Raw genomic sequence first — 24,277 nt, 5'->3', positions numbered from 1 at the left:
TTCAGGTCGACTGTTCGATCGCCTGATCGAGGTCGTCGATGATGTCCTGTGGGTCCTCGATCCCAACAGAGAGGCGCACCAGATCGTTCGTGACGCCGGCCGAGAGCTTCTCCTCCTCGCTGAGTTGCTGGTGGGTCGTCGACGCCGGGTGAATAATCAGCGTCTTGGCGTCGCCCACGTTGGCCAGCATCGAGGCGAGTTCGGTCGACTCGACGGTGCCCTGGGCGGCGTCGTACCCCGCTTCCAGTCCGAAGGAGATCATTCCGCCGTAGCCGCCGTCGAGATACTTGCTGGCTTCCTCGTGGGTTTCGTGGCTCTCCAGTCCGGGGTAGTTGACCCACGAGACCTCGTCGTGAGCCTCCAAGAATTCGGCGACGACCTGTGCGTTCTCGCAGTGGCGGTCCATCCGCATCGGCAGCGTTTCGAGTTTCTGCATGGTGACCCACGCGTCGAACGGCGACTGCTGATTGCCGAGGTCGCGCAGCCCGCGGGCGATTCCGGCGTAGGTGAACGCTGCATCCCCGAAGGTCTCGGCGAAGTTGACGCCGTGGTAGGCCGGATTGGCCGCGCCGATCTCGGGGTATTTGTCGGCGTGTTCGGCCCAGTCGAACGAACCGCCGTCGACCACGACGCCGCCGACCGTCGAACCCGCGCCGTGGATCCATTTGGTCGTCGACTCCCAGACCAGATCCGCGCCGTGTTCCAGCGGCCGACAGAGGTACGGCGAGGCGAAGGTGTTGTCGACGAACAGCGGCGTGTCGTGTTCGTGAGCGATGTCGGCAATCCGCTCGATGTCGGGGGTGACGAGCGCGGGGTTGCCGATGGTTTCGAGGTGGACGTAGGCCGTATCCTCGTCGATGGCCTCCTCGTAGGCGTCGTAGTCGAGGGTGTCGACGAACCGCGTCTCGATGCCGCGGCGCTCGACGGTGTGGGTAAGGTAGGTGTAGGTGCCGCCGTAGAGCGCCGACGAGGAGACGATGTTGTCGCCGGCCGACGCCAAGAGGAACGTCGTCAGATCGAAGGCGGCCATTCCGGAGGCGGTGGCGACCGCGCCGACGCCGCCCTCTAAGGAGGCCAACCGTTCTTGAAGGCTCCCCACGGTGGGGTTCATCAGCCGCGAGTAGATGTGGCCCGGCTTTTCGAGGGCGAACTGGGCGGCGGCGTCCTCGGCGTCGTCGAAGACGTAGGAGGTCGTCTGATAGATCGGCGGGGCCCGCGATCCCGTCGTGGGATCGGGGTCGGTTCCGGCATGCAAACTTCGGGTCTCGAATCCGTGATCGTCGGACATATCGCTCCCAAGGATTGCCGGGAACCTAAACACCACTGCCTCTCGAAACCCTGCCGGTATCTCGGATTCAGCCCGAAAAGAGGCTGGTGTGGACCGGTGCGAAATCCGAATCGCCGTCGTCGGCCTCGCGGTCGTCGTCTCCAGCCGTGTCGGTGATCGCCCGCCCCGCGACGCCGGCTTCGAGGAAGTCGGCGACCGGCGGGGCGACGTTTTCGGGTTCGACGAGGAAGGCGTCGTGGCCGTGGTCGGAGTCGACCACGTGGTGGGCGACCGGAACGTCGACCGCCCGGAACGCCTCGGCCAGCAGTTCGCTCTGCTCGACGGTGAAATGCCAGTCACCTGTAAAGGAGACGAGCAGCACCTCGCCCTCGAACGCCGAGATGGCGCGGTCGGGGGTGCCGTACCCCTCGGCGAGGTCGTAGTCGTCCATCGCCCGCGTGAGATAGAGGTAACTGTTGGCGTCGAACCGGTCGACGAATTTCTCGGCGTTGTAGTCGAGATAGGATTCGACCTCTCGATAGGGGAAGAAGGCGGCGGCCTTGTCCGGCGGGAACAGCGCGTCGCTGCCCTCGATGCCGCTGTCCCGACCGGCGGATCGACGGCCGAACTTGCGGTCCATCGAGGCCTTCGAGAGGTACATCAGGTGGCCGATCTGGCGGGCGATGGCCAATCCTTGGCGGGGTGGGCTGGCGTCGTCGTCGCCGGTTCCGTAGTAGTCGCCGCCGTTCCAGTCGGGGTCGCTCCGAATGGCTCGGCGGGCGACCGCGTCCATGCCGAGACACTGGGGGTCGAGTTTGTCCGCGGCGGCGATGGGGGCGATCAACTCGGCGTCGTCGGGGAACTGTTTGGCCCACTCCAGGACGTTCATCCCGCCGACGCTGCCGCCGACGATCAGCCGCAGTCGACCGACGCCGAGGTGATCGAGCAAGCGACGCTGGGCGCGGGTCCAGTCGCCGATGGTGACCGGTGGGAAGTCGGTGCCCCACGGCTCGCCCGTCTCGGGGTTGGTCGACGAGGGCCCCGACGAACCGTAACAGGAGCCGGGGACGTTGGCGCAGACGACGTAGTACTCGGTGGTGTCGATGGCTTTGCCCGGTCCCACAATATCGCCCCACCACGCTCGGGCCTGCCCGGCGGTGCCGGGGGTGTTGTAGCTGGCGACGTTCTGGCTGCCGGTCAGCGCGTGGCAGACCAACACGGCGTTGTCGCCGGTGAACTCGCCGTAGGCCTCGTAGGCGATCTCCAGCTCCGGGATGGTCTCGCCGCACTCGAAGCGGAACTCCCCGAGTTCGACGGTCCCCCGGTCGACGTCGGTCGCGCTCATTGTCTCCCCTCGGTAGTGCTGTGGTTTGTCATTGCTGGTTTGCCGCCGTCAGTCCGGCGTCGATATCCGCGATGATGTCGTCGCTGTTCTCGATCCCGACCGACAGCCGGAGCATGTCGGGGGCGACGCCCGCCGCGCGCTGTTCGTCCGCACTGAGCTGGGCGTGCGTCGTCGACGCCGGATGGATGACGAGGGTCTTCGCATCGCCGATGTTGGCGAGGAAGCTGATGCGGTCGACGCTCTCGCAGAACGTCTTGGCCGGCTCGAAGCCGCCCTCGACGCCGAAGGTGACCATCCCGCCGTAGTCGTCGAGATACTCGGTGGCGTTGTCGTGGGTCGGATGGTCCTCGAAGCCGGGGTAGGTGACCCACGAGACACGCGGATCGTCCCGGAGGAACTCGGCGACGCTGCGTGCGTTCTCGCAGTGGCGCTCCATCCGCAGCGGCAAGGTTTCGAGCCCCTGCATCGTCTGCCACGCGTCGAACGGGCCCTGCTGGTTCCCGAGCGCCCGGATCGCGCGGTGGCGCGCCGCCAGCGTGAACGCGCGCTCGCCGAACCGCTCGGAGAAGTCGAACCCCCAGCCGGGATTCTCGCCGGAGAGTTCGGGGTAGTCGGCGTCGGGGTGGTCCCACGGGAAGGTGCCGCCGTCGACCAAGACCCCGCCGACTGTGGTCCCCGAGCCGTGGATCCACTTCGTCGTCGACTCCCAGACGATATCCGCGCCGTGTTCGAGCGGTCGACACAGATAGGGCGTCCCGAATGTGTTGTCGACGACCAGCGGCACCGCGTGGTCGTGGGCGATGTCGGCGAGGCGCTCGAAATCCGGGGTGAGCAGCGAGGGGTTCGACAGCGTCTCGACGTGGACGTAGGCGGTGTCGTCGTCGATGGCGTCGGCATAGGCGTCGTAGTCGAGGGTCTCGACCGTTCGGGTTTCGATCCCACGGCGGGGCGCGAGCTTCGAGAGGTAGGTGCCGGTGCCGCCGTACATGTCGCTGCTGGCGACGACGGTGTCGCCGCTCTGGGCGAGGATCGTCGTCGCGGAATCGAGGGCCGCCATCCCCGCCGCCGTGGCCACCGCGTCGACGCCGCCCTCCAGGGAGGCCAGTCTGGCCTCCAGTTGGCGAACGGTCGGGTTCGAGACCCGCGAGTAGACGTCGCCCTCCTCGCGGAGCGCGTAGAGATCCGCGGCCGTCTCGGCGTCCTCGAAGACGTAGGAGGTAGTCTGGTAGATCGGGGGGGCCCGCGCGCCCGTGGCGGGGTCCGGCTCGGTCCCGGCGTGGAGGCTCCGCGTGTTGAAACCCTCGGTCATGTATGCTATGCATATATCTATTCGCCTTTATGCACGTCAGTTACGGCAAAAGTCGCCGCTGGCTGGGGGGTCGGGCTTTCGGTCGCCGTGTGGGCTACGGCTGGCTGATCTCGAAGCGCGCGCCGCCGGCGTCGCTTTCGCCCACGTCGACCACCCAGCCGTGAGCGTCGACGATGCGTTTGACGACGGCGAGTCCGATCCCGGTGCCGTCGTCGTCGGTGCTGTAGCCGAACTCGAACAGCGACTCCCGGTCGGCCGCCGAGATCCCCTCGCCGTCGTCTTCGACGACGAACCCCTCCGGCGTGTCGCTGACCGTGACCGTGGTCGCCGTTCCGTGCTCGTTGGCGTTCCGAAAGAGGTTCTCGAAGACCTGCCGCAGCCGTGTGGGGTCGGCCGACACCGTGCGGTCGGCCTCGACGACGAGTTCCATCTCGCCGGTGTCGGCGGTCTCCCACGCCTCGGTGGCGGTCGTCCCCACCGGCACCGGCTCGGGGTCGTCGACCGTCTGGCCCTCCCGAGCCAGCGACAGCAGCATCTCGATGAGTTCGTCCATCCGTTCGTGGGAGCGCTCGACCCGAGCGAGCCCGGCTCTGGCGGCTTCGATATCGGATTCCTCGGCGGCCAACTGTCCGTCGACGGCCTCGGTCCAGCCGGCCGCCGCCGACAGGGGGTTCCGCAGGTCGTGGGAGACGACGTCGGCGAACTCCTCCAACCGCTCGTTCTGTTCGCGGAGCCGGCGCTCACGTCGCTTCCGCTCGGTGATCTCCCGGAGCGCGACCACGTACCCCTGAGCGATGCCGAACTGGTCGTCGATCGGCGTCACCCGGATGTCGTAGCTCCGCGAGGGTCCCTCTCCCGTCAGGGTGTGTTCGGTTCGTTCGTCCCGGGCGTCGATCGCCTCCTCGATGGCCCCGTTGAGTCCCTCGGGGCCGAGCGCGTCGACCGGCCTCTGAGGGTCGAGCCCGTCGACGATCGTCTCGGCGGCGGTGTTGTAGTCGATGAGCCGTCGGTTCCCGTCGAGGATCACCACCGGGTCGGCCATCTCCCGGAAGAACCGGTCGGCGGCGACCGGCGCGATCTTCAGGAAGTCGTACCGGTAGAGCGCCACCCCGACGATCAGCGCCTGAAAGACGAACAACACGGGTGTCGGGTCGAGTTGCGGGTGGAGCCGGAACCGGGTCACGAACAGCAGCGTCGACACCATGACCGCGACGGCGGTCAGCAGGATCGCTACCGCCTGATATCGGTAGAGGCTCCGGGTGGTCCGGATGAACCGGCCCAACAGCAGAAACGAGACGACGAGCAGCAGGTAGACGAACCCGACCTGCGCGTAGACGATCGGCCCGTACACCTCCGCCGGCAGCAGGAACGGGCCGAACTCGCCGTAAACGACTTCGCTGGCGACCAGCCCGCCGGGGTTGACGATCCGCAACAGCCCATAGATCACCGCCTCGGCGTACAGCAGTCGACCGATACCGGCCGGGATCCACTCGCTGTCGCCGGTGTACTCGATGACGAACAGGAACCACGTGACCCCCGCCAGCGCCGCGGCGAACCCTTGGCCGACGATCGCCGCCCGCGTGAACAGGCCGCCGTCGCCGAGGATCATGCCCAGATAGCAGGCCGCCCACAGGCTGTCGGCCGCCAGCAGCCGCGCATACGAGTTCGAAATCGGATGCTCGATCGAGCGCCACGAGTAGCCCGCCAACACCAAACTTACGACAGTCGCCACGACGACCAATGAGACGACGAACAGACTCAGCAACACGTCATCTCCCATTGAAATCGCTTGCTGTCGGGCGAGTATATACCCTATCGCCCGAATATCGCATTCAATAATAGTGACTGGTCGACTCGGCAGTCTCACCCTCGGTCGACCCGGTCGTCCCGACCTAACTATCCAGACATCCGCCTGTGGCCACCCACTCGGTTTTTGACGGATCGACCAGTATCCCATCCCAATGAGCCACTGCGAGGAGTCGAACCCCTATCTCCGGGATCCGCCCCTGGAATTCGAACCGGTCGAGGCGCTGTCGGCTACCGAGGCCGAACGACAGGTCGAGTTGCTTCGCGCGGCGATCCGCGAACACGACCACCGCTACTACATCGAGGCCGATCCCCTGATCGCCGACCGGGTCTACGACCTGCTGTTCGAGCGGCTCCGCGAGCTCGAAGCCGCCTTTGATCTGGTCGACCCCGATAGCCCGACCCAGCGTGTCGGCGGCGAACCGGTCGACGAACTCGAAACGGTCCAACACACCGCGCCGATGCTGTCGATCGACCAGAGCGGCGACGTCGAAGCCGTCAGAGAGTTCGACGAACGCGTCCGGCGGGAACTCCGCGTCGAGGGGTTCGACCCCGACACGGGTTACGTCTGTGAACCCAAGTTTGACGGGATTTCGCTAGAGGCCGTCTACGAGGACGGCCGGCTGGTTCGGGCGGCCACCCGTGGCGACGGCCGCGAGGGCGACGACGTGACCGCCCAAGCCCGGCGGATCCGGTCGCTCCCCCAGCGGCTCCGCGGCGAGCCGCCCGCCCGGCTGGCCGTCCGCGGCGAGGTGTTCATGCCCAAAGACGGCTTCCGGGACCTCAACCGCCGTCGGCTCAAACGCGGCGACGAGCCCTTTGCCAACCCCCGGAATGCCACGGCGGGCACGATCCGCCAACTCGACCCCTCGGTGGTCGCCGACCGCCCGCTCGATTGTTTCGTCTACGGGCTGTTGGCCCACGACGACCCCGATCGCGAGCGCCCCCCGACCCAGTGGGCCGAACTGGAAGCCTTCGAGGAGTGGGGGTTCAACGTCGACGCCCGCGCCGAGCGCGTCGACGATATCGAGGCCGCGATCGACTACCGCGAGGCCCTCATGGCCGACCGCGAGGACTTGAACTACGAGATCGACGGCGTCGTGATCAAGGTCGACGACATTGCGGCCTGCGAGGCGCTGGGCAACACCGCCCGCTCGACCCGGTCGGCCTTTGCCTACAAGTTCCCGGCCCGCACCGAGGTGACGACGATTACGGATATCGTTGTCCAAGTGGGTCGGACCGGCCGCCTCACGCCGGTCGCACTCCTCGAACCGGTGCAGGTCGGCGGCGTCACCGTCTCGCGGGCGACGCTCCACAACCCCGGCGAGATCGAATCGCTGGGCGTCGACGTCGGCGATACGGTCCGCGTGCTGCGGGCGGGCGACGTGATCCCCTACATCGAGGAGGTCGTCGAGGATGAAAGCGGGTCGACGTTCGACTTCCCGGACTCGTGTCCGGTCTGTGGGAGCCCGGTCGAACGCGACGGCCCGCTGGCCTTCTGTCCCGGCGGGCTGGCCTGTGAGTCCCAACTCGAACGCGCGATCGAACACTACGTCAGCCGCGAGGGCCTCGATATCGAGGGGCTGGGCCCCGAGCGCATCAGCCAACTCCGTGAGGCCGGCCTGCTGGATTCGCTGGCCGATCTCTACCGACTGGATGTCGACGACCTCGTCGAACTGGAAGGGTGGGGCGAGAAAAGCGCCCAAAACCTCGTCGACGAGATCGACGCGACCCGCGAGCCGCCGCTGGACGACTTCCTGAGCGCGCTGTCGATCCCCGAGGTCGGTGCCGCAACTGCCGGCGAACTCGCCGCCGAATTTGGCTCGCTGGCGGCGTTCATCGACGCCGACCCCGACGAACTGGAAGCGGTCGACGACGTGGGGCCGATCGTCGCCGCGAAGATCCGGGACTTCTTCGATACGCCGGAGAACCGCGCGGCGCTCGACGAACTGCTGGCTGCGGGCGTCGACCCACAGTCGGTCGACGCCGCTGCGGCCGAGAACGCCGCCCTCGACGGGCAGACGTTCGTCTTCACGGGCTCGCTGTCCGTGTCCCGGAGCGACGCGCAGGACCTTGTCGAGGCCCATGGCGCGAACGCGACCGGCAGCGTCTCGGGGAACACCGACTACCTGGTCGTCGGGGAGAACCCCGGCCAGCGCAAGCGCGAGGACGCCGACGCGAACGACGTCGAGGTGGTCGACGAGGCGGGGTTCGCCGACCTGTTGGTCGACCACGGCATCGACTGGCCGCCGGAGGCCTGATCGTCATAGGTCCCGCCGCTGGAAGACGTAGAGCCCGGCCAGCGGCGCGGCCAGCAGCCAGAACAGCAGCATCGACAGCGCCGACACCTGCAGGGCCGCCGTCTCGCCGGCGAACAACTGCCCCCGAAGCAGCGCGCCTGTCAGCCCCCGAAACGCCGAGGCGGGGTTGATGAGGAACAGCGCGTTGCTCACCGCCGTCGCGCTGACGGGCACCCACTCCGGCAGCGACTGGAGAGCGAACTGCAGCGGGAACCGGACGGCGTCCCAGAAGGGGACGAAGAGGAAATACAGGCCGATCGCGCCGGCGAGGGCGGTCCGCTGGGAGGGCGCGGCGGCCGACCAGCCGACCGCGATGGCGACGAACACCGACACCAGCAGCGCGACCAGCAGCGTGTAGCCGATGTAGGTCAGCACGTCGAGTTCGAGCGGGCCGAACGCGAGGATGACCGCCGGCACCACGAAGCCGACGATGATGGCCGTCGACAGCGCCGCCGCCCGGCCGGCGACCTTCCCGAAGACGACGTCGGCCCGCGAGTGGGGCAGCGACAGCAGCAGTTTGAGCGATCCCGACTCGCGTTCGCCACTCACTGCGCTGTAGGCGACCACGAGCGCGATCAGGGGGGCGAGGGTCCCCGACAGCAGCCCGACGAAGCTCCCACCCAACACGGCGTTCGTACTGACCGTCTGGCCCTCCGGCGGGAGACTGATCGCCGCGATCAGCGCGACGAGGCCGACGAACAGCGCGGTCAACCCCTGCAGCCACCGCGAGCGGATCGCGTCCTCGAAATCTTTCCGGGCGACGACGACCCAGCTCATCGACCCCCCTCCGGAGTCGGGGCCGGTCGGTCGGTCGACGCCGGTTCGTCCCGCTCGACGACACCCTCGCCGTCGGTGTAGGAGAGGAACAGCTCTTCGAGGGAGGTCGACTCGGTTTCGATATCGCGGACCTCGACGCCGGCCTCGCCCAGCGTGGCGATCGCGTCGCTTTTGACCGCCGCCTCGCAGGCAACGGTGACCATCGTCCCGTCGATCGCCGCCCCCGAGACGCCGTCGATCGCCCGTACCGGATCCAGATCGTCGTCGGTCGCGTCGTCGACGGTCAAAATGAGCGTTTCCTCGGCCTCGCTGGCGTCCCGGAGCCCGTCGATGCTGTCTTCGGCCTTGAGTTCGCCCTCGTGGAGGATCCCCACCCGGTCGCAGACGGCCTCGACCTGCCCGAGGACGTGGCTCGAAAAGAAGACCGTCGCCCCGCGAGCGGCCTCCTCGCGGACGATCGCCCGCATCTCCTTGGCCCCGGCGGGATCGAGACCGGTTCCGGGCTCGTCGAGGATCAACAGCTCGGGCTCGCCGACCAGCGCCATGCCCAGCGCGAGTCGCTGGCGCATTCCCTTCGAGTAGCCGCCCGCGGGGCGGTCGGCCGCCTCGCCCAGCCCGACCCGGTCGAGGATTTCGTTGGGGTCGTCGTCCGCATCCTTCGACTCGATGGCGAAGGCGACGTGCTTGCGGCCCGACAGGCGGCTGTAGACGTCGAACCCCTCGGGGAGGACGCCGATCCGCTCGCGGAGGGCCGCGCCGGCGGTGTCGACCGGCTCGTCGAGCACTGTGATCGTCCCCTCGGTCGGCCGGACGAGATCGAGGACCATGTTGATCGTCGTCGACTTGCCCGCGCCGTTGGGGCCGAGAAAGCCGTAGATCTCCCCCGTTTCGACGGTGAGATCGAGATCACGAACGGCGTCGACGTCGCCGAACCGCTTCGTGACACTGGAGAGCTGAATAGCTGACATCTAATTGGCTGTTACTCGGGTTGGCGATAAAGCGTTGTGGCTCGAACTTTTTCCGCCTCGGGTTCGCCAGCGGCGAACCGCTCGGCGCAAAAACTTCAATGAAAAAGAGCGGATGGCTCGGCCGTCGGCCTCGCCGTCCGGGAACCGCGCTCGCTCCGCTCGCGCGGATGCTGCTGCCCCGTCGCGCCGACCGGAAGGAAACGCCTTTGATCGCCCGGACCCGCCTACGGACCAATGAGGCTCAGTGCCGGTGAGTCGACGTGAAGGTCGCCGAGGCGGTCCCCGATTTCGCCGACGCCTTCGGTTTCGAGGAGTTCAACCGGATGCAGCGGGAGGCCCTGCCGGTCATCCTCGAGGGCGACGACAACGTCGTCGCCAGCGCGCCGACCGCCTCCGGCAAGACCGCCCTCGCCGAACTCGCGATCTGCCGCACCCTGCGGGACGACGGCACCGCGCTGTTCATCGCGCCCATGCGTGCGCTGACCAACGAAAAAGAGGCCGAGTGGGATCGGTTCGAAGAGTTGGGCTACTCGGTGTACGTCGTCACCGGCGAGCGCGATCTCAACCCCCGGCGGGCTGAACGCGCCGACATTCTGGTGATGACACCCGAAAAGACCGACTCGGCGACCCGCAAACACGACTCGCCGCGCTATTCGTTTATTACGGGCGTCGACTCGGTCATCGTCGACGAGGTCCACCTGCTCGACTCGGACGGCCGCGGCGGCGTCCTCGAAGCCACCATCTCGCGGCTCCGTCGACTCTGTGATCCCCGGATCGTCGCGCTCTCTGCCACCATGCCAAACATCGAGGACGTGGCGGGCTGGCTCGACGCGCCGCCCGAAGCGACCTTCGAGTTCGGCGACGACTACCGGCCGGTCGACCTCCATTCGGACGTCCGAACCTACAGCCACGGCGACAACGCCTTCGCCGACAAATATCGGCGGCTGTATGCGGCCCTCGACATCGCCGAACCTCACATCCGCGAGGACGGCCAAGCGCTCGTCTTCGTCTCTTCGCGGCAGGATGCGGTCCGGGCGGCCGCCAAGGCCCGCGACGAGATCGCCGAGCGCGACATCCCGATGGGGGCCCGCGGCGACTACGACTTCCACAACGACGCCAAAGAACTGAGCAACGACAAACTCCGCAAGGGCGTTCCCGACGGCGTGGCCTTTCACCACGCTGGCCTCGCCAAGGAGGACCGCAACCGGGTCGAGCAGTGGTTCAAAGAGGGGAAGATCCAACTGCTGTTTTCGACCTCGACGCTCGCGTGGGGCGTCAACCTCCCCGCCCGCTGTGTCGTCATTCGGGATACGAAATACCACGACCCCCTCGAAGGCGAGATCGACATCAGCCCGCTGGACATCCTCCAGATGCTCGGCCGGGCCGGGCGGCCGGGGTACGACGACGTGGGCTACGGCTGGGTGGTCTGCGATCACGCCGACGCCGACAAATACCGGCGGCTGCTCCGGGAGGGCAAGGAGATCGAATCCCGACTCGCTGAGGATCTGGATGCCCATCTCAACGCCGAGATCGCCATGGGGACGATCCAGGACCTCGACGACGTGATGGCGTGGCTCGAAACCACCTTCTACTACCAGCGGGCCCAGTCGAAGCCGACCGAGTACGGCCTCGACGGGCTCCGCGAGCGCGTCCGGTCGACCCTCGAAACGCTGGTCGATCGCGGCTTCGTCGAGACCGACGACGACCTCGGCGTCGAGGCCACCGCCATCGGCACGCTGACCTCGAAATACTACCTCCGCTTGGGGACTGCCACCCGATTCGCCACGCTCGCCGACCGCGAGCGGATCAGCGTCGACGACGTGCTCGAAACCGTCGCCAGCGCCGACGAGTTCGACAGCGTCTCGGCCCGCCAGGCCGAAACCGACGCGGTCGACGAGGTACTCCGCGGCACGTCGACCGACCTTGAAGACGGCCACCGGAAGGTCTTGGCGATTCTCCACGCCGGGATGGAGGGCCAGACGCCCGCCGAACTCCGAAGCGACGCGTGGGTCATCCGACAGAACGCCCTCCGACTGCTGGCGGCGCTCCACGAGTTCCTCGGCCGGTTTGCCGGCCCACGGGCGGCGAATCTGGTCAAGCGGATCGAGGCCCGCCTTGAGAACGGCGTCTCACGGGAGGCGGTCGCCCTGACGGCCATCGACGGCGTCGGGGCGGGCCGGGCCGAAACGCTCGCTCAGGCCGGACTCACGACCCCCGGCGAGGTCGTCGACGCTGGCGTCGGCGAACTCACCCGCGCGGGGATCACGGCGGGCGTCGCCGAGCGGATCGTCGAGTCGGCCCGCGAGTTGCCGCGGATCACCGTCGACTGGGGGGCGTTCCCGGAGTCGATCGCTCGCGGCGACAACGAGATGCGGGAGATCACCGTCAACACGACCGCCGGGAGCGCGACCGTTGGGGTTCGGGTGACGGTCAACGGCGTCGAGATGAACGAAAAAAGGTGTTATTTATCAGACACCACGACGGTCCCGGTCGGCGTCTTCGGCGCGGCCGAAGATCTGGAGTTCACCGTCGAGGTGACGTTCCCCGATCTGCCGCTGCCGCCGGTCCGCGCGAGCCGGTCGGTAGTCGTCGACTAACAGGTACAGCGGCCAGTAATCGGTGACTACTGCGCGTCTCAGTTCCCACTACGACCCTTGCGGGCGACCCGCCGGTCGACGACGTCCGAGGTCTTTTTGAACACGATGGCGACCATCACGGTAAAAACGACCGTCCCGAGAGCGAACGGGCTGGCGATCGACTGGAGGGCCCCGAGGCCGACGGTGTACCCCACCACCGCGAGACCGACGACCGCCGAGAGGGCGACGAGGCCGATGCCGATCGCCACGAACAGGGTGTCGCTGCTCGAGTCAGCCGGTTGTGTGTCGGACTGCTGTGTCATATCTGTCTCGTCGACTGTCGATCACATAATACCGAACGCGCGTTCCCACTGGATAGGAATCCTCACAGCGGCTGGTAGAACGGGATCGGCGGGTGGGGGAGGTCGACACCCATCAACATCAGGGCGTGCTGCAGCGGGATGTAGCCCAGCAGAATGAACGCGACGCCGAGCACCCGGTGGAGTCGTACCCGCGTCTGAGTCGACAGCGACTGGAACAGCGTGCCGTATATAAACAGCGCCGGGATCGTTCCGAGGCCGAGGACGGCCAGCGAGACCGCCCCGCCGGCCGGTGATGCTTGGACGAACGCATACAGAAAGGCCGGGTACAACAGCGGACACGGCAGCAGGCCGTGGAGCGCGCCGAGGCCGAGGATGCCCGGCCCGTCGACCGAGGCGTCGATCCGGGCGGTCAGCCGCCGCTGGACGGCCCGAGTGATCGGACCGAACAGCGACTCGCCGGGCAGCGACAGTACCTGTCCCCGCAGCAGGTAGTTCACCCCGGCGGCGATGATCAGCAGGCCGATGGTGAAGCCGACGACGATGTTGAGTTCGCGCAAGAGAGTCGTCACCTCGCCGACCGAGACGGCCACCAGCGAGCCCGCCAGCCCGAAGAGTCCGCCGATGAGCGTGTAGCTCAACGCCCGGCCCAGATTGAACAGGCCGTGTTGCCGGACCATCCGCAGCGACAGCCGGTTCGATCGCTCGCCGCCCCGAGCCGACCGGCCGCCCGTCGACCCGCCGTCCATCCGGTCGGCGTAGGTCGTCACCAGCGGGCCACACATCCCGAGACAGTGGGCCCCGCCGAACAGCCCGATCAGGAAGAAGACGCCGAGATTGACCGTCGCCCCATCGAGGGCCCCACTGGTCCCCGAAGGCGTACACGTCTGGAGGAGTACGAATACGAGGTCGACCATCACTCGAACGGTTACGCGTAGGCGTCGATGACGGTTTCGATATCGTCGACGACCCGCTCGACGTCGAGGTTCTCCCCGCGGTAGGCGCGCTCGACGACGCCGTCGGGGTTGACGAGGAACGTGACCGTGATGTGGGCGAACTCGTAGGCATTGCCACCCTCGTCGGTCTTCTCGAAGCCGATGCCCAACTCGTCGTTGACGACCGTTTTGGCGCGCTCGTCGCTCTCGGGCCGGAGGTAGTGCCAGCGCTCGTGCTCGCGGCGGATCCCCATCTGCTCGGCGTGCTCCTCGAGTTTCTCCGGCGTATCACGGGTCGGATCGAACGTGATCGCCACGAGGTCGACCGCGTCGATCATTTCGCGGTCGGCCAGCGACGCCTGCACGTTGGCCATCCCGCCCATCAGCAGCAGACACTCGGCCGGACAGAACGCGTAAAAGGCGGTGTACACGGCGGGGCGGTCACGGTCGGTCGACGAGAACGCCTCGTCGGCGAAGACCTCCGGAAGAGTGAACTCGGGGAACGCCTGCCCGTAGGCGGGGTAGCCCAGATCCTCGCTGTCGGCCAGTTGGTCCTCCGGCTCTCCGAGGACGACGTTCGTCGGTTCCGGATCGAACAGTCCGGTGAGACAGCCCGCGGTCGCACCAACTGCGCCCGCGGCCCCGACTGCGGCCGCCCGCCGAAGCACGCTGCGTCGTTGCATTTGTCGTACCACAGCGTTCGATCCCGAAGTACGCTCTGGTCGACCTCTCGAATCGCCCTTGCGGGCTTCGATGGCCGTACCAGATGCGTTAAGCCGCTCTCGACCGTCGATCGGTACCATGACAGGACCCACCGACGAGGCGGGTATCGACAGGCGAACCATGTTGACGACTGCCGCCGGCGGACTGGCGGTCGGGCTCGCCGGCTGCATGGGTGGCAACGGTGCCGACCGGCCGGCGGCCGTCGCCCTCGACGAGGGACAGACCTGCGACCAGTGCGGCATGGTGATCGAGGAACACCCCGGCCCGACCGGCCAAGTGTTCTTCGAGGACCACCTGTCGGACCGCGACGGCCCGGCGTGGTTCTGTAGCGGCACCTGTACCTATACCTACCGCTCGGATCAGGAGGCCGAGGGCGCGACCCCGATCGTCACCTATCTCACCGACTACAGCGCCGTCGACTACTCGATCGAGGGCGATCAGCCGGCGATCACGGCCCACCTCGCCGCCGAGGATTACGTGGTCGAATCGGCGCTCTCGGTGGTCGCCGGCAGCGAGGTCATCGGCGCGATGGGACCGGATCTGATCCCCTTTAGCGACACCGCAGACGCCGACGCCTTCGCCGAGGAGTACGGCGGCGAGGTGCTGCCGGCCACAGACGTCGACCGTGAACTGGTCGATAGCATCAAATCCTGATCCTCGATCGCGTGAGCTTCTGAGTGTCACACCGTCAGCGCTAGTTGGATCGCGCCGGCGACCACCAGCAGGCCGCCGCCGAGTCGCTGGCCGACGACCGACAGCCGCGCCAGTTTGAGTTCGGCCAGCTCATAGCCCATCCCGATGGCGAACGTCGACCCCAACAGGAGCGCCGCGATCGTGCCGCCGTAGACCCCCACGACGAGCAGGGTCTCGGTGATGCCCGCCCGAAGGGCGTTGAGCACGAGGCCGAAGAACAACGGCGCGACACAGCCGACGGCGGCGATCGCGTACACCCCACCGAAGATCCCGAAGCCGACGACGCCGGGCCGCTGTTCGGGCAGCGGGAGGTGCCAGCCGACCGCAGAGCCCCGCAACAACAGCAGGCCGAACACCGCCAGCGCCACCCCAACGAGCGGCTCGACCCACGTGACGAGCCGCCGAATCGGCTCGCCGACGGCGGCGATCGCGGCGATCGTGACCCCGACGACGACCAGCACGCCGACCGCTGCCGCCAGCCCGTGGATCGCATCGCTGGCCAGCGAGCCGTCGTCGCCGCTCCCGAGATAGACGCCGACGTAGCCCGGCAACAGGGCGTAGGCACACGGCGAAAAGAACGTCGCTACCCCCGTCCCGACTGCGAGCCCGATGTCGTTGAGTAGGGTGCCGTCCATGGAAACCGGTGCTCTCGGAGCCCCCCGCTCCTCCTCCCAGCGGCCGTGCTCCGAGAACAGGAGTATTGTATGGAATCTACAATTATAAGCGTGCTGTTTCGACGATTTTCTGCCCAGCCGACGTATTCGACGGCCGAACCAGAGACGGTAAAACCGCGAGTCGGCTAGGGGCTGTATGCCATTCCCCGGCCGTCGACTGGTCGCCGACCACACGCTCGCGGTGCTCGCGGTCGGCCTCGTGGGCTGTGGGCTCCTCGCCGGGGGGCTGTTCGTCGTCGACGCCGGCGCGGCCGCCCCGGACCCCGTCGCGTTCGAGGACACCCGGTCGGTCGGCTTCGCCTCCGAGGTGTCTCAGGAGATCGACGACGACCGCCAGATCCCGCGGGCGCAGGTGTTCTACTCGCAGTACCAGTACGTCATCGGCTACTACGGGATCGAGACCGCCATCGCCGCCATCGATGACCCCACCCGCCAACAGCAGTTCGGCTACCCCGTGGCCACCTACGTCACCGCCTACGACGATACGGGGATCGAACTCGACGACGGGACGATCCGGACCGACGGCTACCCCCAGTGGGTCGACGCCGACGAGGCAGTCTTCGTCGCCGGCAGCGGCGCGTCGACGCCCGCCGGCCCGGCCGTGGTCCCCTTCGCCGATCGGGCGGCCGCCGACGCCTTCGCCGCCGACTACGGCGGCACAGTGGTCGGGTGGGACGCGCTGGCCGACCGGCCGGTCGAAACCGACGACGCCGCGGTCGTCCGCGAGGGGGTCGACGACAAGCGAGCGGCCGCCGACGCCCGCGTCGACGCCGACCGGCCCCTCCTCGACCGCCCGGTGCAGGCCGAACTCTCGCCGGGCGACTCGGTGGACGCTGCTATTGCGGCCGCACCGAACGGCTCGGCGATCCGTCTCGCCCCGGGCCGCTACGAGGGGCCGATCGACGTCGACCACTCGATCACCCTCCGTGGGCCGGGGGCGACGATCGAGGGCAACGGCACCGGGTCGGTGGTCGAAGTGTCGGCCGCCGACGTGGGGATCGTCGGACTCACGGTCACGGGCGTCGGCAACCAGACCCGCGACGAGGACGCGGTCACCGGCGACGAGTGGGACGCCAACATCGAACTCGGCTACGGCCACGGCGACGCGGCGATCGCGGCGGTCGGCGCGCCCGGCATCCACGTCGCCGACGTGACGGTGCCGTCGACGCCAGCCAACGGCGTGCTGCTGCGCGACAGTCCCGAGGCGGTCGTGAGGAACCTCTCGGTCACCGGGACCCCCGTCTGGAACGACGGCTTCATGGGCGTGATGGCGATGCGCTCGTCGGTCGTCGTCGAGGACTCGACGTTTCAGGCGGGCCGCGACGGGATCTACCTCCACCGCTCGCCGGAGACCGTGATCCGGAACAACACGTTCCGCGACAACCGCTACGGCGTCCACCTGATGCACACCTCCGACGCGGTGATCGCCGACAGCCGCTTCGCCAATCAGGAGTTCGGCGGCATCACCATCATGACCGACCCCGCCCGGAACGCCATCGTCGGCAACGTCGTCACCAACACCTCCAACGGGATCGCCACCAGCGGCTCGTACTCCTACATCGCCGACAACATCGCCGTCGACAGCCGGGTGGGGATCACGACCACCGCGGTCGGCTCGCTGTACGAGCACAACGTCGTCCGGAACAACACCTACGGGATGCGAACCGGCTCGGTGCTGGCGACCAGCCGGGTCTGGAAGAACGACTACGTCGACAACGAGTACCACGCCGGAGCCAGCGCCGGCCCGCTCCGGGTCTGGGCCCACGACGGCCACGGCAACTACTGGCAGGGGGCCTACGGGAGTGCCACCGACGGCCACTACGACCGCGCCTACGTTCCGACCGACTCGGTCGACGGCCAACTCCATCGCTCGGCGGCCCGCCGGACGGTCGCCGAATCCCCCGTTAAACAGGGGCTCCGGGCCCTCCGCGGGGCGGCCCCCGGTCTCCGATCCGGCAGCGTCATCGACCCCTACCCGCAGACCGAGCCACAGAACCCCGACCGGCTCCGGCTTTCGGAGCGGGTCGTCGACGACGGGCTCGATGCCCTCCCGACCAACACCACCATGACACCCACAGCAGACCCACCAGCCAGTCGTAGTGAGGGCCAGCCATGACCACCGATCCGATCCTCGTCGGCGAAGCGATCAGCCACGAGTACGGTGACCTCTCAGTGCTGGAGGGCGTCGACATCGCGGTCGACCCGGGCGCGGTCACCGCCATCGTCGGCCCGAACGGCACCGGGAAGACGACCCTGCTGCGGATCCTGCTGGGTCATCTCTCGCCGACCGACGGCGAGGTCCGGTACACGGGCCCCGAGGTCGACCGGCCGATCGGCTACCTCCCCCAGCAGCCGTCCTTTCGGCCGCAGTTCACCGCCGCCGAAACCATCGCCTTCTACGCCGGACTGCTCGACGAGCCCGCCGAGACCGAGGCGGCCCTCCGGCGGGTCGGCCTCGCGGATGCCGCCGACCGCCGCGTCGAGGCGCTTTCGGGTGGAATGCGCCGGCTGCTGGGGATCGCCCAGTCGCTGGTCGGCGAGCCGCCGGTGGTCGTCTTCGACGAGCCGGCCAGCGGGCTCGACCCCAGTATGGCCGCCAACGCCTTCGAGATCCTCGCTGAGCAGGCCAGCGAAGGAACCGCGGTGCTGGTCAGCTCTCACGACCTCTCGCTGGTCGACCGCTTCGCCGACCGGGTGGTCTTTCTCAACCGCGGGTCGGTGATCGTCAGTGGTTCGCCCGCCGAACTCGCCGAATCGACCAACTCGGAGACACTGTGGGAGGTTTATCAGTCCGTCATCCGCGAACCCGCCGCCCGCCGGGAGGTCGAGGCATGACCGGCGCGCTCGCACAGTTCAAAGCGCTGGTGGGCCGAGAACTCCGCACCGTCGCCCGAACGCGGGTGTACGCCCTGCTGGCGGTCGGCCTCGCGGGGCTGGTGGTCGCGCTGGTCGCCGGGGGTGGCGGCGGACAGACCGGCTACCTCCCGGCGGTCGTCGACCTGCTGTTGCCCCTTGAGTTGGTGGTGCCGCTGGCGGCGGTCGCCGTCGGCTACCGGAGCGTCGTCGACGACCTCGAACGCGGCGAACTCGCGGTTTTAGAGACCTACGACGTCTCGCCGTGGGTGTACGTCCTCGCCGTCTACGTCGGCCGGGCGGCGCTGCTGGCGGCGGTGCTCACCGCGAGCCTGCTGGTTTCGGGACTCGTGATCGCCCTCGCGTCGGCCCCCGATACCACCGTGTACGCCACCCACTCCGGCGTCGACTCGCCGATCCTCTGGGGCCGATTCCTCGTTCTGACGGTGCTGTTCGGCCTCGTGATGGAGGCACTCGTCGTGTTGCTGTCGGTCGCCGCCCGGTCGGTGCGGGCGGCGGTCGTGTTGGCGACCGGCGGCGTGTTGTTGGCCGCCGCGGGCGGCGATGCGCTGATCGTCGTCGGACTGGCCGACGGCTGGCTGGCCGAGTCGAACCTGCTGTCGGCGCTGGCGGCTACCCCCAACAGCGCCTACCGGGGCGTGGTCTTCGAGACCGTCATCGGGGTCGCTGCGGCCGGCGAGAGCGGCTACGCTGCGCCGTTACCAAGCGTCCTCGGGTTGTTCGGCTGGCTCGTCGGCTCGTTGGCGGCGGCGACGCTTCTCCTTTCGCGTCGGCACCTGTGAAAAGGGGTCCGTTGTTAGCCGTCGGTCGGCCGCGGGTCGACCGCGAACATCCCGTCGAACAGCCGCGAAAAGCGGGTGACTAGTTGTGTGTACAGCGATGGCTCGACCGTTCGGATCAGCCCCGGCGTCGACTCGGGGTCCGCGAGGACGAGCGTGATCCGGTTGCGCTCGTCCCGCCGTTTGTCGACCAGTCCCTGTTCGACGAGGTGATCGAGATGCCACTCGAGGGTACTGCGGGCGACGTCGACCTCCTCGGCGACCGCGTTCGGCGTGTTCGGCCCGTGTATCAGGAGCGTGACGAGGACGTCGCGGGCTGTCTCCCGGCGGGCGACGGCGAGCGCACCGCGTTCGCGCTCGTCGTACTCCGGCGTGAAGTAGTGGGTCCGGCCGTACAGCGGCTCCTCGACGACCGCGTCGTTCGTTTTGAGTTTTCGGATGTGGTACTGGACCTGTCCCGGCGCGAGGTCGAGAGATCGAGTAAGTTCGTTGAAATGGATCCCCGGATTGGCTGTGACGTGCTCGCGGATGCGCTCGCGGGTCATGCGTCCCGGCCACCCCACCGCTTCCCTGCTGTCGCATCGGCTCCCATATCTCACCTGTGTCGACGGTCGCCTATAAGTCACTGTTCGATTCCCAACAGGTGAAAACGGTCGACAGCCCGGGGTCGCGCTCGCTGTCTCCGGCCGGAGCTATCCGACCGGTTCGACCAGCGATTCGAGTTCGTCGACCGATTTTCGACCGCTGGTGCGGCCACGGATTCGGCCCTCGGCGTCGATCACCACGGCCGTCGGCACGCTGGTCACGTCGAGGTCGTTGGCGACCGACAGTTGGTCGTCGACGCCCAACGCCCACGCTCCGTCGTGGTCGGCCCACCACTCCCGAAGGCTCGATTCCTCGACCGAAAACCCGACCGGGTCGGTCGACAGCGAGAGGAACCGGAGGCGGTCGCCGTACTCGGCGTGAAACGCGGTGAGGGCGGGCATCGAGTCGCTACAGACCTCACAGCCGACCGAGACGAAGTCGACGAGCGTCGGCCGGTCGGCCGGCACCGACAGCGTCCCGGCGCTGCTGCCCGGCGCGTCGATAGTGTCGACGGTGAACGCGGCGGTCGTCGCGTCTTCGTCGGCCGTCTCGCCGCCCGACGGGCCATCCGGCCAGCCGCCGGTGGCAGCCCAGCCGCCGCCGACGACGCCGAGGCCGGCGAGGCCGGCCAGCAGCCGCCGGCGGTTCACGGCCCGCCTCCCGCCGTCTCGGCGTCCTGTGGGCGACAGGTCGACGGCGTGGTTCGACTCGCCGCCCGGACCAGCAGTCCGAAGGTGACGACCAGCACCACGGTGGCGATATCGTACCCCAGCGAGGCCACCGCCGTGGTCGCCTGCGTCCCCCCGAGGAGTCCCCCGATCGCCAGCAGCAGTGGGGCCGCACAGCTCACACAGGAGGCCATCCCGAGGACCGCTGCCCGGGCCGAGCCGCCGGTGGCGGCGACCAGCACCGCGACGATGTGGCCGAGCGCGAGGTAGGCGACCAGTTTGAACGGGACGACCGACACGTGGACGAGCCCGTTGTCGTAGAGGCCGATCGGCCCCCAGCCCGGCAGCGTCGACACCAGCCGGAGGGTTTCGCTGCCGGCGCTGGGGCCGACCAGCCCGCTCAGCCACGCGAGACCGAGCACGTAGCCGATCCCGACGGTCCGGCCGAGCCACCGCCGGGGGCGGTGGCGGACGGTTCGGTCGACCCAGACGGCGGCGGCGACGCTCGCGGCGAGCCAGACGGCCGGATAGACGAACACCCGGAGGTCGGTCAGCCGCGGGGCCACGGCTGCGAGATAGGCGCTCGTGGCCACCGCGTAGCTCCCGACGGCGATGGCGGCCCCCCAGATGGCCAGCGCCGTCGGCGAGCGGTCGGCGAACGCCCGGCGGACGACCGCGGCGGTCGAGGTGGGGTTGCTCACTGGGCGTCTTCGTCGGCCGGCGGCTCCGGTCGGAGGCCGATCAGCCCGATGGCGAGGGCGACCGCCGTGAGACCGACGACCGCGAGGGTCAGCAGCATGTACAGCTGTGGGTTGGTGTCGACGCCCGCCAGCAGCCCGAGTGCGCTGCGGATCTCCCAGACGATGACGAACAGCACACCGCAGCCGACCAGAATCCCGCCTTGGGTAGTGCGTCTCATGGTACCACGCTCCCGACTGCGGCGGCGAGCCGACCCAGCGTCGGCTCGATCGTCGCCGCGACCGGCTCGACGATCATCGGCACGGGGTCGACGCCGGGCCCGAGGAGGCCGCCGCGGTCGATGATGCTCGCCAGCGGCAGCGCGTAGGCCAACACCACGAGCACGAGCGCGATCCCGAACCAGAGTTTCAGGTTATCGAGGATCTCCGGGGAGTCGTCGACCGTCGACAGCGGCTCCGACAGCGGCTGACCGATTCCGCTGAGCTTCGGCGTCCCCGCGCTGAGGGCGATGTTGGTGACGAACAGCATCGTCGAGATGAACAGCAGCGTGCCGCCGATCGCCAGCTGGAGGTTGAGTTCGCTGACCGAACCGAAGGAGGCGACGAAGTCGAACCCTTCGTACTGCGGTTCGGCGGTCCGTCGCGGAATACCGAACAGCCCCTGGACGTGCATCGCGTTCGACATCAGCCCCATCCCGACGAACCAGATAACGACCTGCGCCAGCCCGATCGGCCGGCTGTAGAGCCGTCGGTTCGTCAGCTGGGGCCACAGCCAGTAGGTCGCCGCCATCAGCGTCAGCGCCACGGCGGTGCCGACGGTGAGGTGGAAGTGCCCCGGCACCCAGATGGTGTTGTGGACGAGGTAGTTGATGTTCATCCCGGCGTTGATCATCCCGCTGAAGCCGCCCGCCGCGAACATGAGTCCCGCGAGCATCATCCCGGTAAAGGCCGGGTTGCGCCACGGCAGCGCTCGGAGCCAGCCCAGCAGGCCGGTGCCGCCGCGCTGGCGTGCGCCGTGTTCGACGCTCGCCACCACGGTAAAGGCCGTCAGCAGGCTCGGCAGCAGCAGGAACATCGTGTTGGTCATCGCGATCGTCTTGAACCCTTCCGCGATGCCGGGGTCGACGTACTGGTGGTGGATGCCGACCGGGGTCGACAGCAGCAAGAACAGCACGAAGACGACCCGGCCCAGCGGATCGCTGAACAGCCGGCCGCCGGCGATCGTCGGCAGCACGGTGTACCACAGCAGGTAGGCCGGCATGAGCCAGAAGTAGACGACCGGGTGGCCCCAGAACCAGAACAGCGTCCGCGTCAACAGGGGGTTAATCTGGTCGAACAGCCCCAGCGACCACGGCAGGAGGAAGGCGACGACTGCGATGGCGATCCCGATGGTGGCGACGTACCACATCAGCATCGTCGTCAGTACCATGAATCCTTGCAGCGGGATGCGCTCGTCGGGGTTCTCGGCCGCCCACGCGCGCCACGTCCAGATGTAGTCGGCACCCGCGAGCCACGTCCCGATGACGAAGATCGCCAGCCCGCCGTAGAACAGCGGGTGAGCCTGCATCGGCGCGTAGAACGTGAACAGCACGTCAGCACTGATGTCGGTCTGGGGGACGAAGCCGCCGAGGATCGCCACGACCGCCATCAGCGTCCCCGCAACCATCAGTCCGTACCACGTCCACGTGTAGCGGATGGACTCGACGCCCCGGTCGAAGCTCCGGACGGTCGCCCACGTGAACAGCCCGACAAGGAAGAAGATGGTGAACGAGACCACCATCAGCACGCCGTGGGCGGTCAACACGGTGTAGTAGTCCGTCGAGTCGATCAGTCGCAAGACGTCGGTTCGGTGGAGCGCCTGAATCAGCCCGAAGACCGCGCCCAGCGCCAGTGCGATAAACGAACTCCACAGCGCCGCCCGGACGACCGCCGCCTCGTCGGGGAACTTATCGAGGAACGTCGGTGCGCCCGATTCGAGCTGTTCACTCATCGTTACTGTCCCCCAGTTCGAACTCGTCTTCCGGAACCACGATCAGTTTGCCTTCCATGGTGTGGTGGCCGCCACCGCAGTACTCGTTGCAGAGGATGCCGTACTCCTTGGGTTCGTTGACTTCGACGGTCAGTTCGGTGATCTCTCCCGGCACGACCATCGCGTTGGCGTTGGTGCCGACGACCTCGAAGCCGTGCAGCACGTCCGGCGACGTCACGTAGAACGTGACGGTGCTGTTGGCCGGCACCTCGATCGGATTCGGTTCGAAGATGAACTGCCGGGCGACCACGTAGGCTTCGTACTCGTCCTCACCGACCTTCTCGACCCGCGGTTCGCTGAACCGGTCGTCCTCGTCGAGGGCCGTCGAGTCGATCGTCCCGCCCTCGTCGTTGACCATCTCGATGCCGACTGCCGTCGCGCCGTAGACGACGGTACTGATAAAGCCGATGATCAGCAGCATCGACAGCACGAGCCATATTTTTTCGTAGTTGTGAATGTTCATATTATACGAGGACCGTCAGGTCGTTTCCAAGGAATTCGACGAAGTACATGAAGACCCACATGACGCTGAGGACCCCGAAATACACGAGTATCAACACCAGCGTCCCTTTCGGGTCGAACTCGTCGTGCCCGATCTCTCTGACCGTGTTCTCTCCGGACATCGTTGGTACCATTATGAAAACCTCTCCTAAATATGGATTCTGGATTCTCGCCGACTGGGAACGCGAGCAAAGAGTTATGAATATCGGGTCGACACTCTCGACAAATGGTATCACCACGTACCGCCAGTCTCGTGAGTTTGGGCGCCCTACCGGCGATGGTCTCCTATGCGCTGCTGAAAGACCCGATCGTCGGCATCTCAGTCCTCAACGTCGGTATCATTGCCACCGCGCTGTACCTCATCTTCACGCCGGTCGAGGGCGGCGGCCATGATCACTCGACCCACGCCTGAGGCTGCTGTCTACTGGTCGTCCCTTCACAGCACCCGTC

The 24,277-nt window shown here is 67.6% G+C and carries 24 protein-coding genes; 7 read left to right on the top strand and 17 right to left on the bottom strand.

Features of this window, described 5'->3' with window-relative positions:
• Position 1: 1 nt before the first annotated feature.
• The 4 genes from NKJ34_RS13210 to NKJ34_RS13195 all read right to left on the bottom strand — a co-directional run bounded on the left by NKJ34_RS13210 (position 2) and on the right by NKJ34_RS13195 (position 5,701).
• Entirely contained in the window at positions 2-1,288 is a 1,287-nt protein-coding gene (locus tag NKJ34_RS13210) for an O-acetylhomoserine aminocarboxypropyltransferase/cysteine synthase family protein (protein WP_253738783.1), read from the bottom strand.
• A 67-nt stretch (positions 1,289-1,355) separates the two neighbouring features.
• The gene (gene metX / locus NKJ34_RS13205; protein WP_253738782.1) at positions 1,356-2,612 is read right to left on the bottom strand and encodes a homoserine O-acetyltransferase MetX; all 1,257 of its coding nucleotides are present in this window, start codon (positions 2,610-2,612) and stop codon (positions 1,356-1,358) included.
• 28 nt (positions 2,613-2,640) lie between these two features.
• A complete protein-coding gene (locus tag NKJ34_RS13200) occupies positions 2,641-3,921 on the bottom strand; it encodes an O-acetylhomoserine aminocarboxypropyltransferase/cysteine synthase family protein (RefSeq protein WP_253738781.1) in 1,281 nt (426 codons plus the stop codon).
• A gap of 94 nt (positions 3,922-4,015) precedes the next feature.
• Positions 4,016-5,701 carry a sensor histidine kinase gene (locus tag NKJ34_RS13195; protein WP_253738780.1) on the bottom strand — a complete coding sequence of 562 codons (1,686 nt, stop codon included), beginning with the start codon at positions 5,699-5,701 and terminating at the stop codon, positions 4,016-4,018.
• A gap of 181 nt (positions 5,702-5,882) precedes the next feature.
• On the opposite strand from NKJ34_RS13195, the gene ligA reads away from it, so the two are divergent.
• Positions 5,883-7,988, top strand: a complete 2,106-nt coding sequence (gene ligA, locus NKJ34_RS13190; protein WP_253738779.1) for an NAD-dependent DNA ligase LigA — start codon at positions 5,883-5,885, stop codon at positions 7,986-7,988.
• Between the two features lie 3 nt (positions 7,989-7,991).
• On the opposite strand, the gene NKJ34_RS13185 is transcribed toward ligA, so the two are convergent.
• Both NKJ34_RS13185 and NKJ34_RS13180 read right to left on the bottom strand, forming a co-directional pair.
• A complete protein-coding gene (locus tag NKJ34_RS13185; protein ID WP_253738778.1) occupies positions 7,992-8,804 on the bottom strand; it encodes an ABC transporter permease subunit in 813 nt (270 codons plus the stop codon).
• Complete coding sequence (locus NKJ34_RS13180; protein ID WP_253738777.1) at positions 8,801-9,772, bottom strand: ABC transporter ATP-binding protein; 972 nt, start codon at positions 9,770-9,772, stop codon at positions 8,801-8,803. The genes NKJ34_RS13185 and NKJ34_RS13180 overlap by 4 nt, the downstream gene beginning before the upstream one ends.
• A 260-nt stretch (positions 9,773-10,032) precedes the next feature.
• On the opposite strand from NKJ34_RS13180, the gene NKJ34_RS13175 reads away from it, so the two are divergent.
• A complete protein-coding gene (locus NKJ34_RS13175) occupies positions 10,033-12,369 on the top strand; it encodes a DEAD/DEAH box helicase (RefSeq protein ID WP_253738776.1) in 2,337 nt (778 codons plus the stop codon).
• Between the two features lie 38 nt (positions 12,370-12,407).
• Here the strand turns inward: NKJ34_RS13175 and NKJ34_RS13170 are convergent, their stop codons facing one another.
• The 3 genes from NKJ34_RS13170 to NKJ34_RS13160 form a co-directional block, all read right to left on the bottom strand.
• Positions 12,408-12,671: a hypothetical protein gene (locus tag NKJ34_RS13170; RefSeq protein WP_253738775.1), complete on the bottom strand. Its 264-nt coding sequence runs from the start codon at positions 12,669-12,671 to the stop codon at positions 12,408-12,410.
• Between the two features lie 62 nt (positions 12,672-12,733).
• Positions 12,734-13,585 (bottom strand): sulfite exporter TauE/SafE family protein, encoded by an 852-nt coding sequence (locus NKJ34_RS13165; protein WP_253738774.1) that lies wholly within the window; start codon positions 13,583-13,585, stop codon positions 12,734-12,736.
• 11 nt (positions 13,586-13,596) lie between these two features.
• On the bottom strand, positions 13,597-14,286 hold the full coding sequence (locus NKJ34_RS13160; RefSeq protein ID WP_253738773.1) for an SCO family protein: 690 nt from the start codon (positions 14,284-14,286) through the stop codon (positions 13,597-13,599).
• Positions 14,287-14,404: 118 nt separating this feature from the next.
• On the opposite strand from NKJ34_RS13160, the gene NKJ34_RS13155 reads away from it, so the two are divergent.
• Positions 14,405-14,980: a nitrous oxide reductase accessory protein NosL gene (locus NKJ34_RS13155; protein ID WP_253738772.1), complete on the top strand. Its 576-nt coding sequence runs from the start codon at positions 14,405-14,407 to the stop codon at positions 14,978-14,980.
• Positions 14,981-15,006: 26 nt separating this feature from the next.
• On the opposite strand, the gene NKJ34_RS13150 is transcribed toward NKJ34_RS13155, so the two are convergent.
• On the bottom strand, positions 15,007-15,654 hold the full coding sequence (locus tag NKJ34_RS13150) for a cell envelope integrity protein CreD (RefSeq protein ID WP_253738771.1): 648 nt from the start codon (positions 15,652-15,654) through the stop codon (positions 15,007-15,009).
• Positions 15,655-15,829: 175 nt separating this feature from the next.
• On the opposite strand from NKJ34_RS13150, the gene NKJ34_RS13145 reads away from it, so the two are divergent.
• From NKJ34_RS13145 to NKJ34_RS13135, 3 genes are read left to right on the top strand one after another with little or no spacing between them, the layout of a single operon-like run.
• Entirely contained in the window at positions 15,830-17,809 is a 1,980-nt protein-coding gene (locus NKJ34_RS13145) for a right-handed parallel beta-helix repeat-containing protein (RefSeq protein ID WP_253738770.1), read from the top strand.
• Positions 17,806-18,528, top strand: a complete 723-nt coding sequence (locus tag NKJ34_RS13140) for an ABC transporter ATP-binding protein (RefSeq protein WP_253738769.1) — start codon at positions 17,806-17,808, stop codon at positions 18,526-18,528. Before NKJ34_RS13145 ends, NKJ34_RS13140 begins: the two co-directional genes overlap by 4 nt.
• Positions 18,525-19,349: an ABC transporter permease gene (locus tag NKJ34_RS13135; RefSeq protein WP_253738768.1), complete on the top strand. Its 825-nt coding sequence runs from the start codon at positions 18,525-18,527 to the stop codon at positions 19,347-19,349. Before NKJ34_RS13140 ends, NKJ34_RS13135 begins: the two co-directional genes overlap by 4 nt.
• A 14-nt stretch (positions 19,350-19,363) precedes the next feature.
• Here the strand turns inward: NKJ34_RS13135 and NKJ34_RS13130 are convergent, their stop codons facing one another.
• The 7 genes from NKJ34_RS13130 to NKJ34_RS13100 form a co-directional block, all read right to left on the bottom strand.
• Positions 19,364-19,891 carry a winged helix-turn-helix transcriptional regulator gene (locus tag NKJ34_RS13130; RefSeq protein WP_253738767.1) on the bottom strand — a complete coding sequence of 176 codons (528 nt, stop codon included), beginning with the start codon at positions 19,889-19,891 and terminating at the stop codon, positions 19,364-19,366.
• Positions 19,892-20,038: 147 nt separating this feature from the next.
• Positions 20,039-20,581 (bottom strand): TlpA family protein disulfide reductase, encoded by a 543-nt coding sequence (locus NKJ34_RS13125; RefSeq protein WP_253738766.1) that lies wholly within the window; start codon positions 20,579-20,581, stop codon positions 20,039-20,041.
• A complete protein-coding gene (locus NKJ34_RS13120) occupies positions 20,578-21,300 on the bottom strand; it encodes a DUF7546 family protein (RefSeq protein WP_253738765.1) in 723 nt (240 codons plus the stop codon). The genes NKJ34_RS13125 and NKJ34_RS13120 overlap by 4 nt, the downstream gene beginning before the upstream one ends.
• The gene (locus tag NKJ34_RS13115) at positions 21,297-21,518 is read right to left on the bottom strand and encodes a hypothetical protein (protein ID WP_253738764.1); all 222 of its coding nucleotides are present in this window, start codon (positions 21,516-21,518) and stop codon (positions 21,297-21,299) included. The genes NKJ34_RS13120 and NKJ34_RS13115 overlap by 4 nt, the downstream gene beginning before the upstream one ends.
• Positions 21,515-23,287 (bottom strand): b(o/a)3-type cytochrome-c oxidase subunit 1, encoded by a 1,773-nt coding sequence (locus tag NKJ34_RS13110; protein WP_253738763.1) that lies wholly within the window; start codon positions 23,285-23,287, stop codon positions 21,515-21,517. Before NKJ34_RS13110 ends, NKJ34_RS13115 begins: the two co-directional genes overlap by 4 nt.
• Positions 23,280-23,789, bottom strand: coding sequence for a cytochrome c oxidase subunit II (locus tag NKJ34_RS13105; protein ID WP_253738762.1), 510 nt, complete (start codon positions 23,787-23,789; stop codon positions 23,280-23,282). The genes NKJ34_RS13110 and NKJ34_RS13105 overlap by 8 nt, the downstream gene beginning before the upstream one ends.
• 1 nt (position 23,790) lies before the next feature.
• Positions 23,791-23,961 (bottom strand): cytochrome oxidase, encoded by a 171-nt coding sequence (locus NKJ34_RS13100; RefSeq protein ID WP_425491832.1) that lies wholly within the window; start codon positions 23,959-23,961, stop codon positions 23,791-23,793.
• A 92-nt stretch (positions 23,962-24,053) separates the two neighbouring features.
• Between NKJ34_RS13100 and NKJ34_RS13095 the strand changes: the two genes are divergently transcribed.
• Entirely contained in the window at positions 24,054-24,239 is a 186-nt protein-coding gene (locus NKJ34_RS13095; protein WP_253738760.1) for a DUF8131 family protein, read from the top strand.
• The last annotated feature ends 38 nt before the right edge of the window (positions 24,240-24,277 follow it).

It is taken from the genome of Halohasta salina (assembly GCF_024178165.1).
GTDB lineage: Archaea > Halobacteriota > Halobacteria > Halobacteriales > Haloferacaceae > Halohasta > Halohasta salina.
The sequence above is the reverse complement of the archived record's forward strand: the minus strand, read 5'-3'. Positions and strand labels throughout refer to the sequence as shown.